At 39.7% G+C, this 14,268-nt stretch carries 13 protein-coding genes; 11 read left to right on the top strand and 2 right to left on the bottom strand.

What is annotated here, in order from left to right; genetic code table 11:
- Window positions 1–58: 58 nt before the first annotated feature.
- Complete coding sequence (locus tag CH354_RS09095) at window positions 59–1,972, bottom strand: O-antigen ligase family protein (protein WP_100726706.1); 1,914 nt, start codon at window positions 1,970–1,972, stop codon at window positions 59–61.
- A 30-nt stretch (window positions 1,973–2,002) separates the two neighbouring features.
- Here CH354_RS09095 and CH354_RS09090 point away from each other — a divergent pair, with 30 nt between their 5' ends.
- The 10 genes from CH354_RS09090 (at window position 2,003) to CH354_RS09045 (ending at window position 10,671) form a co-directional block, all read left to right on the top strand.
- Window positions 2,003–2,824, top strand: coding sequence for a glycosyltransferase family 2 protein (locus CH354_RS09090; protein WP_100726707.1), 822 nt, complete (start codon window positions 2,003–2,005; stop codon window positions 2,822–2,824).
- The gene (locus tag CH354_RS09085; RefSeq protein WP_100726708.1) at window positions 2,811–3,584 is read left to right on the top strand and encodes an LBBP_01157 family protein; all 774 of its coding nucleotides are present in this window, start codon (window positions 2,811–2,813) and stop codon (window positions 3,582–3,584) included. The genes CH354_RS09090 and CH354_RS09085 overlap by 14 nt, the downstream gene beginning before the upstream one ends.
- Complete coding sequence (locus CH354_RS09080) at window positions 3,574–4,161, top strand: D-sedoheptulose 7-phosphate isomerase (protein WP_100726709.1); 588 nt, start codon at window positions 3,574–3,576, stop codon at window positions 4,159–4,161. The genes CH354_RS09085 and CH354_RS09080 overlap by 11 nt, the downstream gene beginning before the upstream one ends.
- Window positions 4,148–4,909 (top strand): ATP-binding cassette domain-containing protein, encoded by a 762-nt coding sequence (locus CH354_RS09075; RefSeq protein WP_238761027.1) that lies wholly within the window; start codon window positions 4,148–4,150, stop codon window positions 4,907–4,909. The genes CH354_RS09080 and CH354_RS09075 overlap by 14 nt, the downstream gene beginning before the upstream one ends.
- On the top strand, window positions 4,869–6,350 hold the full coding sequence (locus CH354_RS09070) for an FHA domain-containing protein (protein WP_100726710.1): 1,482 nt from the start codon (window positions 4,869–4,871) through the stop codon (window positions 6,348–6,350). Before CH354_RS09075 ends, CH354_RS09070 begins: the two co-directional genes overlap by 41 nt.
- A gap of 1 nt (window position 6,351) precedes the next feature.
- Window positions 6,352–7,182: a hypothetical protein gene (locus CH354_RS09065; protein ID WP_100726711.1), complete on the top strand. Its 831-nt coding sequence runs from the start codon at window positions 6,352–6,354 to the stop codon at window positions 7,180–7,182.
- 78 nt (window positions 7,183–7,260) lie between these two features.
- Window positions 7,261–8,655, top strand: coding sequence for a 3-isopropylmalate dehydratase large subunit (gene leuC, locus CH354_RS09060; RefSeq protein WP_100717081.1), 1,395 nt, complete (start codon window positions 7,261–7,263; stop codon window positions 8,653–8,655).
- Between the two features lies 1 nt (window position 8,656).
- Window positions 8,657–9,283: a 3-isopropylmalate dehydratase small subunit gene (gene leuD / locus CH354_RS09055; protein ID WP_100766406.1), complete on the top strand. Its 627-nt coding sequence runs from the start codon at window positions 8,657–8,659 to the stop codon at window positions 9,281–9,283.
- 8 nt (window positions 9,284–9,291) lie between these two features.
- Window positions 9,292–9,669: an FKBP-type peptidyl-prolyl cis-trans isomerase gene (locus CH354_RS09050; RefSeq protein ID WP_100726713.1), complete on the top strand. Its 378-nt coding sequence runs from the start codon at window positions 9,292–9,294 to the stop codon at window positions 9,667–9,669.
- Window positions 9,670–10,671: a PLP-dependent cysteine synthase family protein gene (locus tag CH354_RS09045; protein ID WP_100726714.1), complete on the top strand. Its 1,002-nt coding sequence runs from the start codon at window positions 9,670–9,672 to the stop codon at window positions 10,669–10,671.
- Here the strand turns inward: CH354_RS09045 and CH354_RS09040 are convergent.
- The gene (locus tag CH354_RS09040) at window positions 10,668–12,374 is read right to left on the bottom strand and encodes a patatin-like phospholipase family protein (protein ID WP_100726715.1); all 1,707 of its coding nucleotides are present in this window, start codon (window positions 12,372–12,374) and stop codon (window positions 10,668–10,670) included. The genes CH354_RS09045 and CH354_RS09040 overlap by 4 nt on opposite strands.
- Before the next feature lie 130 nt (window positions 12,375–12,504).
- Between CH354_RS09040 and recN the strand changes: the two genes are divergently transcribed.
- Window positions 12,505–14,214, top strand: a complete 1,710-nt coding sequence (gene recN, locus CH354_RS09035; RefSeq protein WP_100726716.1) for a DNA repair protein RecN — start codon at window positions 12,505–12,507, stop codon at window positions 14,212–14,214.
- Window positions 14,215–14,268: the final 54 nt, after the last annotated feature.

Genomic DNA, 14,268 nt, shown 5'->3' with positions numbered 1-14,268 from the left:
GACTTCCCTGGTAAAAAAGAATCAGCCAATCGCTCCTTCCAATCTAAAGAATACACCTTCACTCACAATTCCCATTGATTTGAATCCTAGGTAAATAAGGCGTATTCGATTCCCACACATACCAAAATCCAAAATCAACAAATTCTGGTGCTTCCTGTTTCATATCACTTGAATCTACGGTGACCAGATGATCTTTTCCTGTGATGGGGAGCGAAATGGTTTTGAGAACACGTTCACTGTGCACTTTGTATTCTTTGTCTTGGTCAAAACTTTCTCGTTTTCGAATTTCCACTCGAATCGAATTGGGTAAGTGCTCCTTAAAATCGGAATCCCAAAGCAGTTTCAGCTGGATTGGTTTTTTTCTGACGACAGCATTTGTTCTAAAATTCACTTCTTTGTCCAAACAGCCTGAAAGTTTGAAATACCAATCCTTGGTATTCGGTGGAAGTGGGACAGGTTTTGTAGCACTGATGGATATTTGTGAGAAGGGACTTGGAAAGTTATCTTTGGTCCTTGTTCTATGGAGGATCAAATCCCCTGGTTCGGTACGACTCCAAAGGTAGGTGGTTGTCAGGGAGAGAGATAACCATAAGACAAGAAACACAAATGAAAACGATACATTTCCTACTGGTTTCCAAACAAGAAACGTGGACATGGAAATTTGGCTCTTTTGCTTTTTTGTTTGCACTAAGTTATATTTTGTTGGAAGTAATGCCAAAAGGCCCATGAACGGAAGGAGCACTTCATCATCTAACAGATAACATTGAAAACTCCCTGCGACAAAGATGACAAAGATACCCAAGAAAAAAAGAAACTTACTTTTCGTTTGGTCTAGTTGTTTGGTGACAAAGAACAAAAATCCCAGGTAGAAACAAAACGCAAAAATACCCCCCATCAAAACATCGTGTAGAAAATCAAAGTGAGCATGGGATTTTGGGGTGATGAATAAATCGTAATATAAAGCAGGAAATTCTTTCACAATGGGAATGGCGAAATTTGTGAATTGTTCTCCGTAATTGCCTGCCCCAATTCCCAAAAGAAAATGTTCTTTTAGGATAGAAAAGTTCATTTTATGAATCCAGATTCTTTGGTTCTCTAACGAACGTTTAGCGAATAAATCGTCGATGGCTCTTTGGAAAATCCAATTGGTATGATAAAAAAGTATAAAAATCGCTAAGATAAAAAATATAAAAGCGACAAGCCAAGGAAGGATGTTCCGAATGGAACCTTTTCTTTTCTGTAAGACTAGAAACCCAGCAAAGATAAACCCAATCCAAATCGATCTACTTTGGTTCAAAACCAAAAGAAAAAATCCCAATCCAGAAACAAGTAGAGAAACAAGACTCATCTTCCAAAACAGAAACCGACTCTTACTGTGTTTCCACAAACGATAGGTTTTTTCCCATAACGAAGGAAGGTATAAAGCAAGTAGGCCACCATAAGTTAAATGGGTGCTCTGGAAACCGATTGGCAAATAAATCGAAATGCCGTTACTATTTGTGAGTAAATGGGGTAGCCGTTTTCCTTCCACATAACGAAATCCATCCATCACATAGGGAGCAAGCCTATATGGGAAAATCGAAGAAACAATTCCTGAAAGGATTAGGAAAAAAGCTCCCCAAAGAACTGCTTTTTGTAATTTTTTTTTCTGTATGTTAGTGAGAGATGTTTGGTGGAGGAGTAAAAATCCCATCCAGAGATCACCAAATTCCGATTTTACGATGTCTTTTTTCCAATGGATCTGTTGGTATTCGATGAGGGGAAAAATTAAAAAACTAATGTAGAGACCGATCCAAAAAAGAAGTGCATTTGGGAACTTGGGCATTTCTTTTTTTTTGATTTGGTGTGCGAATAAAAAGAATAGGGAACACCCTGCGAAGATTTGGCTTAGGCTTATGGAAAAAGGGGAAAATGCCAAAAAAAGCCAGAGAAAAACATAGGAAACCGTATGAAATGTTTCTTTCCCAATCATATTTGGTTCTAAGAATAGGTTTTAACTCCTATGGATGGCAAGAGAAAAAGAAAATTGTCGGTGGCTATCATCACCTTCAATGAAGAAAAAAATATTGGTGATTGTATTCGATCTGTTTTAACATTTGCAGATGAAATTATTGTACTTGATTCCTTCAGTACAGACAAAACAAAAGAAATCGCAACTTCATTCCCATCCGTTCGATTTTACGAAGCTCCTTTTCCCGGCCATGTCGAACAAAAAAACAAGGCTATCTCCTATTGTAACAATGATTGGATTTTATCGTTAGATGCAGATGAAAGAGCAAATGAAACACTCCAAAAATCAATCCTTACATTCCTCGAAGCAGAGGAAATCCATTGTGAGGGATTTAAAATAGCAAGGCTTACTTTCCATTTAGGAAAGTGGATCCGGTATAGTGGTTGGTATCCCCAACGCCGTTACCGATTGTTCCGAAAGGAAAGTGCAGGTTGGGTCGGTGAAAACCCTCATGACTTTATCGAATTAAAAACGGGATCTCGGGGAAAGGTAATGAAAGGTGATATCTTACATTACAGTTTTACTGATTTTAGCCATCAGATTAATACGATCAATCAATTCTCAAGTATAGTTGCTTATACTCGTTATGCGAAAGGAGAATCTTTTTCTTTACTCAAAACGATTTTGAAGCCACTCGGAAAATTCATTGAAATTTACGTATTTAAATTTGGATTTTTAGATGGAATCCCAGGTTTATGGATCGCCCTTGCTTCCTCATTTTCGACTTTTTTGAAATATGCGAAATTATATGAACTGGACAAATTGAAGTTGGAACGACCTTCCAATGTAAGAAAAGACTATGGCAAAAAATAGTTCACCAAAGAAAAGGGGATTTTGGAATCAAATCCTATCCCTATTCCAATCAGATCAGAGTGAAAAAGGACTCGATTCTGAAAAACGAAAAAAAGAACCAAAATCGTTTCTTATGGAATGGGCTACCGCAAACGAATCTTGGAAAAAGAAACTCCCCACAAAACAGGTCAATTCAGGTCTAGTGACCGAGACAAAAAAGTTTCGCTTAACAAAAACAAATGAAAAACTATTTCGAATCGAAGGTGAAGATTATTCCATCATCTTAGTCGCCGATAACCATTTGTATAAAAATAAAGATGGCAAATGGGCAGGTGTGTTATTTGTTGATGAGGGTGATTTGAACCAAAATCTTACCAAAGAAATTGGGAAATTGGATGACTTTCTAAATCAATTTGCCATACCAAAAGCTGATTTATTTTTAGAGACCGATGCTCCAAGAGATGATTGGCGGGTTGTACTGGGTTGGGAAAGATTTTGGCAGGAACAATTGTTATTACAAATGTCACCGAACTCTTTGGCACTTGCGATGTTGGCCATTGGAGACGAGTGTAAAGATTTTTTTGTTAAAATCGCAACCGAAAGGCAAAAACGCCTCGTAAGGGATGAATTGTTTTATTTGAACCTAGGAGTGAGTAACCAAAACAACCCACATTCCAAAACAAAAAATCTTTATGGTTTTGGTTCTGCATTAAAAGAATTTGGTAATAAAATCAATCTGATACAAGAAAGAAGAGAAAAGGAATTAGAACATGGAGCATAGTACAATCATCCAGTCCCAAATTGAGGAATCCATCCGAGTCAAAGAGCAACTCCTTCCTTCTTTATTACCAAATATATCCGCTGCAGGAAACGTGTTAGTCGACTCATTACGAAATGATGGAACTTTGTTTTTTTGTGGAAATGGTGGATCTAGTTGTGATGCATCGCATATTGCAGCGGAGTTGGTTGTCCGTTATAAATCAGGGAATGAAAGGAAAGCAATTCCTGCGATCGCACTGAATAGTGACCAAGCGGTGTTAACTGCTTGTTCCAATGATTATGGATATGAATTTTTATTCCAAAGGCAAGTCCAAGCTTTTGGGAAACAAAAAGATGTTTTTGTTGGGTTAACAACTTCTGGAAATTCGCAAAACATCATTTTGGCGGTTGAAGAAGCTAAAAAAATTGGAATGAAAGTTGTTTTACTGCTTGGTGGAGATGGTGGGAAATTGAAAGGAAAAGCAGATGTTGAAATGATTGTTCCCTCTAAAGTCACTGCAAGGATTCAAGAATCCCATATTCTAATTGGACATATACTTTGTAGTATCATAGAGAAGGAATTGTTTGGACTCGACTAATCCTCCTGTCATCCAAATCAAAAATGCCTCGTTAATCACAAAAGAAGGCCATTCCATATGGAAATCCATTGGAATGGAAATCAAAGCCGGAACCATTCATGGTGTCATCGGCGAATCTGGATCAGGAAAATCGACTCTTGCTCTTGCTTTATTTTCCATTTTACCAGACGATAGCAAATTTACTTATGATCAATTTTCTGTGTTAGGTTGTGACGTTTTTTCAAAAGATTTCACTGAGAAAAAAAATGTTTTCCTCGTCCCACAAAACCCCAATTTAGCTTTCCATCCGTATCGAACCATTGGGAGCCAAGTATTAGATTTTTTGAAACTATCAAATTTAACCCTTGTTTCAGAAGAAATGGTTTTATCCTATTTTGATCAATTATCCATCCCACGCGGGCATTGGAATCGGGTTGCCAAAAACCTTTCGGGTGGAGAAAAACAGAGGATCTTACTCACGTTAGCATTCCTTCGTTTACCAAAAATCTTAGTTTTGGATGAGCCAACAACGGGGCTCGATGCTTTTTCTGAAAAAATTGTCTTGGAAACTGTGCAAAACTTTGCAAAATCAGGGATGACAGTTGTTTTTATTACACATGAACTTCGGATCATCGAAAGTCTAGCATCCCAAGTTACGATAATGAAAGAAGGGGAAGTGATTGAAACGCTTCCCATAAACAACCACCAATTGGAGCCAAATTCGGAATATGGGAAACAACTTAAGGAAGCATCTGTTTTATTTCAGTAGGGTTGTTTTCCTTTGTTTTTTTCTTATGCCCGTTGCCCTATTTCCAGAAGGCACAGTTTCATTACGTTCCATTGACTTAAGGTCCTATCCAGACGTAAAACTCCGTTTGCATGTAAATGGAAATCTACATCCAAGTGGTTACACCCTGCAAGAACAATTGGGAAATACCGTAAGACTCACTGAAGATATCCATTTATCTCAACTTGAAACGAAAAACCCACTTTATCTGAATATTTCCATTCCCAGTTATACAAATGCGGAAGACAGAAGGTGGTTACTCCATCTTGTCCAACAACTTGTCAAAATGTCGGAACAAAGTGGAGGCCATTCTAAGCTCCATATCCAGTCGGACCAAACATTTCATGTGTTTGAACGGATTCGCTCCCAAGTTTTGGATGTATCCTTTCCCTTCCCAAAGGAAAATAACTCACAGTTTCCAATTCGTAATTGGGAACAATTTGTTGATTCGATTCCAACGAATGAAACAAGCGAGGATCATATCTTGTTGCTTGTGAGTTTTGCAAATGAATGGCCTGATCGATTTGAAATTCCTGAGTTTGCTCGGCGTATCAACGACAAGAACTTCCGTTTGATTGTGCTTTCACCCAATTCATTGGAAGCGAATAAACTAGTGAGTTATACAAAGGGAAATTTTTATCCAATTTCAAAGTCGGAAAGTTTTGAATTTTTATTTTCCGATCTAAAAGCAACAATGAGTCCTGATTGGGTGATTTCTTATCCTTCTCCTTGGAATTTATCACTATGGAAAGAAAATGAAATTTTTGGGACACTCACTTCCGTTACCAATGGTGTTCGTTTTGAATTCAAATATGATATATCTCCATTCCAAACCTTATATCTTAAAATCTCAGATCCATTTGTTTTTTTTCCAGTCAGTCTTTTTCTCATTTTACTTTGTATTGCTTCCCTTTATTATTTAAGAGGGTTTGAACCCGTTCAGAATGAACGCAATAAAAGAATCGAAAAAACTGCAGTCCTAGTTCCTGAAGGTGAAAACCTGGAACGAAAGGATGAACTTGCCGTTTATGATCGTATGTATGGAGAAACTTTAGAGAAGGCTGCAAGGGATCGAGAAATTGCGATAGCGACAAAAGAAAAGGAAATTTTGCCAGGAATTGCCTATACATATGCGGTAATCCAGGTAAGAGAAGGGAGCCAAATGTATGAACCTATCCCATTAGAATGGGATGAGATGACGATTGGCAATTTTGAATCCAATCATATTGTCTTACATGATCCGAATGTTTCAGGCATCCATGCAAAGATAAAAAACCGAAAGGGTAAATATATATTGTTTGATTGTCTCTCCCATTCGGGTGTATACTTAAACGGCAAAAAATTATTACGTCCAAAAGTTTTGCACAATTTGGATGAGATACAATTGGGTAAAACCATCCTTACATTTCGAGGGAGATACTAAAATGTCGACAGTTGGAAAATTGAGAAACGTAAAATGGTTCATTGTTTATTTTGTTTTCCTTTCTGTAATTTTATTTTGTTCTGGTGAAACTAAAAAAAATGATTCAGCTACTTCACTTTACCTTGCAAAGGAATCGGGAGCAAGTGGTTGTACGGTAGCAGGACTTGGTTCTCAGCTGAAAGCGGGTTATACAGGGATCACCACAAGTTCCCAGTCAGTTTCATTTTTACTCGCTGGAGATACCTATTACGCCGTGATGCAAATCAAAGGTGCACAAATCGGGACCAGAGTCGTTTTGTCCCGAGTCACAAAGGTAGCAGTGTATACTTCCTCAAGTTGCCCCTTGGAATTAAATGTTGCCCCTCTTGCCAAAGAGGGAACCGAATACACCAAAACTGACTCAACCCAAACAATCATTAGTTTCACCAAATCAGGGAGTTACCTCCTCTATGTCTACCAATCGGAAAGTGGTACTACAAATCCATTGACTGTACTGACTGATGGGACTGCGGTACAAACTGTTTCCGATTCGGACCTCACTGATTTATTAAATGGAGGTTCCACCAAAACCTACAAATTTGCTTGTGCGATTGGCGGAGGGGTTTGCCAAAATTATTATGGGTATTTGACAAGTTGTCTCTCTGGGACAAAACAAACGGCTAAGTGTACAGAGACGGGTGTCGTCGGTTCTTGCAAAGTAACCCAATCCAGTGTGGGATACATCATCAGTGTCTACACAGCACCTCTGACTGGCGGGGCAGGCACGGCAGCTGCCCACTGTTCCAGTATTTCTGGGACCTATGTAGACGGCTCAACAGTCCAAACACCTTAAGAATCAATCTATTTTTTCAAATTCCCTGGACACAGACCCCCATGTCCGAGTTATGACTGGAAGTGGGGGAGTCTAGTTATGAAAACCATGTTTGAGAAGATTTGGAATGACCATTTGGTTCACGAGGAAGATGGGACCTGCCTAATCTATATTGATAGACACCTGGTCCATGAGGTAACAAGCCCACAGGCCTTCGAAAGTTTAAAATTAACCAACCGAAAGGTAAGACGTCCCGATGCAACTTTTGCAACGATGGACCACAACGTATCCACGAGAACAAGAGATTGGAAATCAGTGGATCCCATTTCTGTTTTGCAAATGCAAACATTGATGGATAATTGTAAAGAAAACGGCATTACTTTATTTGATATCAACCATCCTGATAATGGGATTGTTCACGTAGTTGCACCAGAACTTGGACTTACCCATCCTGGTATGACAATTGTTTGTGGGGATTCTCACACGGCGACACATGGAGCTTTTGGTGCCCTTGCATTTGGAATTGGTACTTCGGAAGTGGAACATGTGTTAGCAACACAAACACTCGTCCAAAAAAAACCAAAAACCTTAGAAATCAGAGTGGATGGTAAACTCTCTCCACTTGTATCCGCAAAAGACATTGTGCTTGCGATCATTGGAAAAATTGGGACAGACGGTGCAACTGGCTATGTGATCGAATTTACGGGTGAAGCCATTCGTTCCCTCAGTATGGAAGGACGAATGACCATTTGTAATATGGCGATTGAAGCAGGCGCAAGAGCAGGTCTCATATCACCTGATGAAACGACTATTAACTACATCAAAGGTAGAGACTTTGCTCCGAAAGGAGAACAGTTTGAGATAGCGGCTGCTAAGTGGAAAGCGTATGCCACTGACCCAGGTGCTAAGTTTGATAAAACTGTTACATTAAATGCAAATGAAATTGCACCTATGGTGTCTTGGGGAACATCCCCTGGCCAAGTCATTCCTGTAACGGCTACAGTTCCAAGTCCAAATGATTTTACAGACCCTGTCCAACGTAAATCCGCAGAATCAGCGTTAGCGTATATGGATCTTAAACCAGGACAAAAACTTTCAGACGTAAAAGTGAATAAAGTATTCATTGGATCCTGCACCAATTCAAGGATTGAAGACCTTCGTGTTGTCGCAAACACGGTCAAAGGGAAAAAGGTGAGTAAAGATGTGGAAGCCATCATTGTTCCAGGTTCTGGTCGTGTGAAACGCCAAGCGGAAAGTGAAGGACTCGATCAAATTTTCCTCGAAGCTGGTTTCCAATGGCGTAACCCAGGTTGTTCTATGTGCCTTGCTATGAATGATGATGTATTATCTCCAGGGGATCGTTGTGCTTCCACTTCCAACAGGAACTTTGAAGGAAGACAAGGAAAAGGTGGAAGGACACATTTAGTAGGACCAGCAATGGCAGCAGCAGTTGCTGTTGAAGGTCATTTTGTAGACATTCGGGAGTGGAAATAAGATGAAAGCATTTACGAAATTAAAAGGGATCGCAGCCTTACTTGACAAAGCAAACGTAGACACAGACCAAATCATCCCCAAACAATTCCTTCGTAAAATCGAAAGGTCAGGGTTTGGAAAACATTTATTCCATGATTGGAGATTTCTGGATGATGCAGGGCAAAAACCAAACCCAGACTTTGTCCTCAATGCACCTAGATACCAAGGTGCCACAATTCTTGTCACTCGTGACAATTTTGGATGTGGTTCTTCTCGTGAACACGCACCTTGGGCACTTGAAGATTATGGATTTCGTTCCATCCTTTCTCCATCCTATGCAGATATTTTTTACAATAACTGTTTTAAGAACGGAATGTTACCGATTGTTTTGCCTGAATCCCAAATCCAAGAAATTTTCCAAACGATCGACAAAAAACCTGGTGCCAATTTGGAAATTGATTTGGAAAACCAAGTTGTCATCACAGAGGAAGGGAAAAAATACCCATTTGAAGTGGATGCCTTCCGTAAACATTGCCTTCTCAATGGTTTGGATGACATTGGCCTTACCCTCCAAAAAGCAGATTTTATTCAAAAATTTGAAGAAAAGAACCTAAAAGATGTTCCCTGGTTGTACAGAAAGAGTGTATAATTAGCCACATGAAACAGTTATTTTTAACTCTCAGTTTATTTCTATTCGCGACAGGGCTTTCTGCTGACGAACTACTTATCCAAGACACCAAACAAGGGTTAGGGAAAGAGGCGATCCGTGGAACTACCGTGGTGGTTCACTATACGGGAAAACTTACCAATGGAAAGGTATTTGATTCTTCTGTCGACAGAGGGGAACCATTTAGTTTCCAATTGGGACAAGGCCAAGTGATCCAAGGTTGGGAACGTGGGATTGTTGGTATGAAGGAAGGTGGAAAACGTAAACTTACCATTCCTCCAAAGTTTGGATACGGTGACAGAGCTGTAGGTCCAATCCCTGCCAACTCTACACTTGTGTTTGATGTTGAGTTAATCAAAGTTAAATAAATGATAGATCCAATTTCCAAAGGGATTGATGACTTTGGCAACAGTTTGTTGCAAGCGCTAAACAATGTACAAGGTATCTTTGGAAAGGAACTTTCCGTTGCCAAACCCATTAAGGACAATGTCTTACAATTGATTGGCAATACCCCGCTTATCCGATTGAATCGAATCGGTTCCGAATATGCGGGAGTTCAGTTTTATTTAAAAGCCGAGTTTTTAAACCCTACTGGTTCTGCAAAGGATCGAACTGCCATTGCGATGGTATTAGATGCTGAAAAACGTGGAAAATTAAAAAAAGGAATGCCGATTATCCTTTCCGGCGCTGGATCTTCTTCTGTCAGTTTCACATGGATCGGAAAAGTGAAAGGGTACCCCGTTTATTGCCTGGTTCCACTCACAACCTCTCCCGAACGAGTCCAACTCCTCAGGAGTTATGGTGCAGAAGTGACAGTGACAAATGAATCCGATCCTTTGAAGTTAGTGGAACTTGCGGAAGAGAAATCCAAAAAAATGGGTGGATATTTGCCTGATGAGCTCGAAAACCCAGCCAATCCCAATTTTCATTTTAAAACAACTGGTCCTGAAATTTGGCGTGATTTACAAGGGAAGGTTGGTGCTGTGATCTCTGCTCCTGGTTCTGGTGGGGCCATTACGGGAATTGGTCGTTACTTGAAGTCTCAAGACAGAAGGGTAAAGGTCATCATTGCTGGAAAACAAAACTCTCCTTTTATGGAATATGGAAAAACAGACAATCCAAAAGAACGAGAAAGGATTCGCCTTCCTGCAGTCTATGATCCAAAACTCATTGACCATTATTTCCATGTAACAAAAGACGAAGCCTTACACCTGCAAGCTGACCTTTATGAAAAGGAAGGGATTTTTGCTGGTCTGACAACTGGTACTGTGATTACCGGTGCCCTTCGATTTTCCGAAACACTATCGGAATCAGAGAAAAATGAAAGAAATCCATTTAATATTGTGATTTTATCGCCTGATAGGGATTAATTTTTTTCGCTAAACAGTTGTTTGATTTCATCAAGCGAACTTTTTGCCACTGTTTCCCCTAGTTCAATAAACTCCTTACTCCTCCAAAATTCAAACCAATTTGAATTGGGGAGGATTGGATTTAAATAGACATCTGCTTCTTGTGCGCTATATTTACCAATTCGGTACTGCAACGAATACAAACTGTTCACAATGATATCGAGTACATTTAGATTGAGGAGTTTGTTTGTTTTCATTTCATCTTTGGAACTCGGCATGGAGTTAATGGCGATGATTTTTTGGATCCCTTCTTGGGTGAGTGCAGATACAGGGAGAGGGTTTACAATCCCCCCATCTACATAGGTTTTTCCATTTTCTTGTGGTTGGGGGACAAAGACTCCTGGGATGGAAATACTTGCCATCACTGCATCGAGGACCTTACCTTCCGATAAAACAATTTCTTGCCTTGTTGAGATATCACAACTAATGAGCCTTAGTTTGATTGGTAAATCCTCAAAGTACAAATCACCTAAGTATTTTTCGAGGAGTGTTCTTACATGTTTTCCGTGAAGTAAACCTTGTCCCGGAAAGGATAAATCGACCAGTTTGAACATTTTAAAAAGACTATCAATTTCACCGAGTAAAGGAAGGATCCCTTTGTAACCAAGGCCACTCGCCCAAAACGCCCCGATGATGGCACCGATACTAGTTCCAGCGATCATGTCGGGGACGATACCTTCTTCTTCCATCACCTTCATGATCCCCACTTGCGCAAGACCAAGGGCAGCCCCTCCACCAAGTGCTACACCCACCTCTACCCCTGAAAGTTCTCTTGCTTTCCTACGAATGAAAATATCCCATTTGCCGTGGTCTAAAATATCCCTGATATTGGTTTCATGGTAGAGGATTTGGCTTTCTTTGGCATCTTTTGTGATCGAATCACATAAATTAGATGAGAATTCTTTAGAGATTAGATTTTCGATATGATCTGCTTCATCTAGAAACAGTTGTTTTAATTCATGATCTGTATCAGGGAATACTTCTAAAAAAATAAAGGAATGGCTTGCATAATGTTTGCCTAAAGTTTCCTTGATACGGTCCTCATCTTTAAATTTATACGATTTAGAATAAGGAGAATTGTTTCCTCCGTTTTGGGAAAAATGGAGGATAATGGCTTTTTTACCAGATTCCAATTCGATCATTTTTACAAGTTCATCGGCAAATCGGTCTTTGGTAATCGGATCGGAATGAACCAAACATACAACAGAATTGCGAAAGTATTCTTTTCCGCCTAACAGTTCTCCACGTAAGGATTTAGTCAGCATTTTGGAAAAGGTGATGGAAAGGTATGGAATTTTTTGGATTAATTTTTGGAATTCTGATTGGGATAAAACTAAAAATCTTGATTCAGTTACTGTAACGGCAGTATGGTTGTGTTTTTCACCCGTCAATAAAGCTTGGATTCCAAAATATTCCCCTTTTTTTAAGTATTGAACTTCTTCTTCCCGTTTGCCTTCCCCTTTTTTGGGGAGAAACAATTTAATCCCGCCCGAAAGAATTAAAAATAAACTGCGATCACTATCACCCGCTGTGAAAAGAATTTCCTCTCGTTCTCTTTCCACAATGTGAACTGACTCTGCCACCCAAGTTTTTTCTTTTTTGGAAAGACTACGGAATAGGGGTAAACTTGAAACGAGGTGGATTTTGCCTTCAAGATCTTTCATAAGCTGCCTTTTCCACCAGAGTTTCAAAAAGGAAGGGAAGAGAAATTGAGAATTTTTAAGTTTTTCAAAAAATTTCGTTGACTACTTATATGTTAAGTAGTAACTATATGTATAGCAAACAGGAGTCTACATGATCACACATTTGAAAATTAAGGATTTTGCCCTTTTTGAATCTCTTGAACTTTCCCTCTCGGATGGTTTGTCCGTCTTCACTGGAGAATCTGGTGCTGGAAAATCTTTAATTTTCGATGCATTGGCTTCGCTTTTTGGTGGAAGGTGTTCTACTGCCAATATTCGGCAGGGGAAAGATCGTTATTCCTTACAGGCCGTCTTATCCCTCACTGGCCAAAACCAAACAAAAGATTATTTGATGGAACAAGGTTTTCGTTATAGTGGTGATGAAATTGTCATCACAAAGGAACTCATGAAAGATGGAAAGGCAAGAGTGAAAATCGGTGAGAGTCTTGCTTCCACCACTCATTTACGGGAACTAGGCAAAACAATGGCTGAGATCCATTGCCAAAACGAACAACTCTTTCTATTAGAAAAATCCAACCAATTGGAATTTCTAGATCGATTTGGAAATTTGGAGTCGCTAAAATTTAAATTCAAATCTGCCTTACAACAATACCGTCACTGGAAACAAAAACTTTCTGATTTTGAAGAAACTCGGAAAACCATGTTAAAACGAAAAGAGATCTTAGAATATGAGGTAGAAGAAATAGAGGCAATTGCTCCGAAAGACGGAGAAGAAGAAAGTTTAAGTTCCGAAGAAAGTTTACTCGCGAATGGAGAAAAATTAGCAGAAAACTACCGTTTGGTGTTAGAAGAACTTTCGGAAAAGGAAAATTCCATCCTCAAAGTATTCCCTAGCCTCATCCATGCGATCCAAAAAGTAACCATTCTCATCCCTGAAAAAAGAGATATGTTAGAGGAATGGGAAGAAGTGTATGACAGACTTAAATCTTTGAAGTCTGTGATCCGGGAAGAAGAGGAAGAATTATTCTTCAGTCCGGAAAGGTTAGATATGGTGCAAGCAAGGCTCCAAGACCTTAAAAAATTAAAGAAAAAATACAATGGTAGTATTGGAGAAATCAACCAACTCCTAGAAGAAAAAAAATCAGAACTAGAACGTTGGAAAGAACAGGCTGGTGATGAAGATTTTTTACGAATCAAAAAAGACCAATGTTTGGCGGAACTCAAAGAATTAGGATTCCAACTTTCAAAGTTAAGAAGGAATGCCATTTCGCAATTTGAAGAAGAAGTACAAAAGGAAATGGTGGACTTGGGCCTCGAGGGAGGAAAACTCCAAGTTGTCCTTCGTTGGGAGGAAAATCCTGAAGGTGAAGTTGAGGAAGGATCTAAGTCCTATTTTCTGTCAGAATCAGGGCTTGACCAAATCGAATTCTATTTCAGCGCCAACCCAGGCGAAAAACCGCGACCTCTTCGCAAAGTAGCTTCTGGGGGTGAACTGTCTAGGGTGATGCTTGCACTTCGTAGTGTCCTTGGCAAACAAGCTCCTTCACCTCAAATGCTCGTTCTCGACGAGGTGGATACGGGTCTTGGCGGTGAAGCGGCGGAGGCAATGGCCACAAAGCTTAAAAAACTAGCACGAAATTCACAAATCCTTCTCATCACTCACACCCAACAAGTGGCTGCGGCGGGAGACCACCAAATTAAGATCGAAAAACGGCAAGAAGGTGGTCGTACTGTCTCGGAAGCATCGATTTTGGATTTTGAAGAGAGGAAACGGGAGCTGGCACGGATGATTGGGGGAAAACAGGTGACCTCAGCGGTTCTCAAAGCAGCAACTGACCTTTTGATGAAAAAAGCTGGTTAGTCCTTTAAAAATAGTATTTGGCGAAAAAGGGAAGACTGAAAACTCTATTCGTAA

Source organism: Leptospira levettii, from assembly GCF_002812085.1.
Lineage (GTDB): Bacteria > Spirochaetota > Leptospiria > Leptospirales > Leptospiraceae > Leptospira_A > Leptospira_A levettii.
The sequence above is the reverse complement of the archived record's forward strand: the minus strand, read 5'-3'. Positions and strand labels throughout refer to the sequence as shown.

What these genes read in the sequence shown, in the direction of transcription:
- CH354_RS09045 (WP_100726714.1), top strand. Translation starts at nt 9,670, where the DNA reads ATGATAGATCCAATTTCCAAAGGGATTGATGACTTTGGCAACAGTTTG.
- recN (WP_100726716.1), top strand. Translation starts at nt 12,505, where the DNA reads ATGATCACACATTTGAAAATTAAGGATTTTGCCCTTTTTGAATCTCTT.
- leuD (WP_100766406.1), top strand. Translation starts at nt 8,657, where the DNA reads ATGAAAGCATTTACGAAATTAAAAGGGATCGCAGCCTTACTTGACAAA.
- CH354_RS09065 (WP_100726711.1), top strand. Translation starts at nt 6,352, where the DNA reads ATGTCGACAGTTGGAAAATTGAGAAACGTAAAATGGTTCATTGTTTAT.
- CH354_RS09085 (WP_100726708.1), top strand. Translation starts at nt 2,811, where the DNA reads ATGGCAAAAAATAGTTCACCAAAGAAAAGGGGATTTTGGAATCAAATC.
- CH354_RS09090 (WP_100726707.1), top strand. Translation starts at nt 2,003, where the DNA reads ATGGATGGCAAGAGAAAAAGAAAATTGTCGGTGGCTATCATCACCTTC.
- CH354_RS09070 (WP_100726710.1), top strand. Translation starts at nt 4,869, where the DNA reads ATGGGAAACAACTTAAGGAAGCATCTGTTTTATTTCAGTAGGGTTGTT.
- CH354_RS09095 (WP_100726706.1), bottom strand. Translation starts at nt 1,972, where the DNA reads ATGATTGGGAAAGAAACATTTCATACGGTTTCCTATGTTTTTCTCTGG.
- CH354_RS09050 (WP_100726713.1), top strand. Translation starts at nt 9,292, where the DNA reads ATGAAACAGTTATTTTTAACTCTCAGTTTATTTCTATTCGCGACAGGG.
- CH354_RS09080 (WP_100726709.1), top strand. Translation starts at nt 3,574, where the DNA reads ATGGAGCATAGTACAATCATCCAGTCCCAAATTGAGGAATCCATCCGA.
- leuC (WP_100717081.1), top strand. Translation starts at nt 7,261, where the DNA reads ATGAAAACCATGTTTGAGAAGATTTGGAATGACCATTTGGTTCACGAG.
- CH354_RS09040 (WP_100726715.1), bottom strand. Translation starts at nt 12,374, where the DNA reads ATGAAAGATCTTGAAGGCAAAATCCACCTCGTTTCAAGTTTACCCCTA.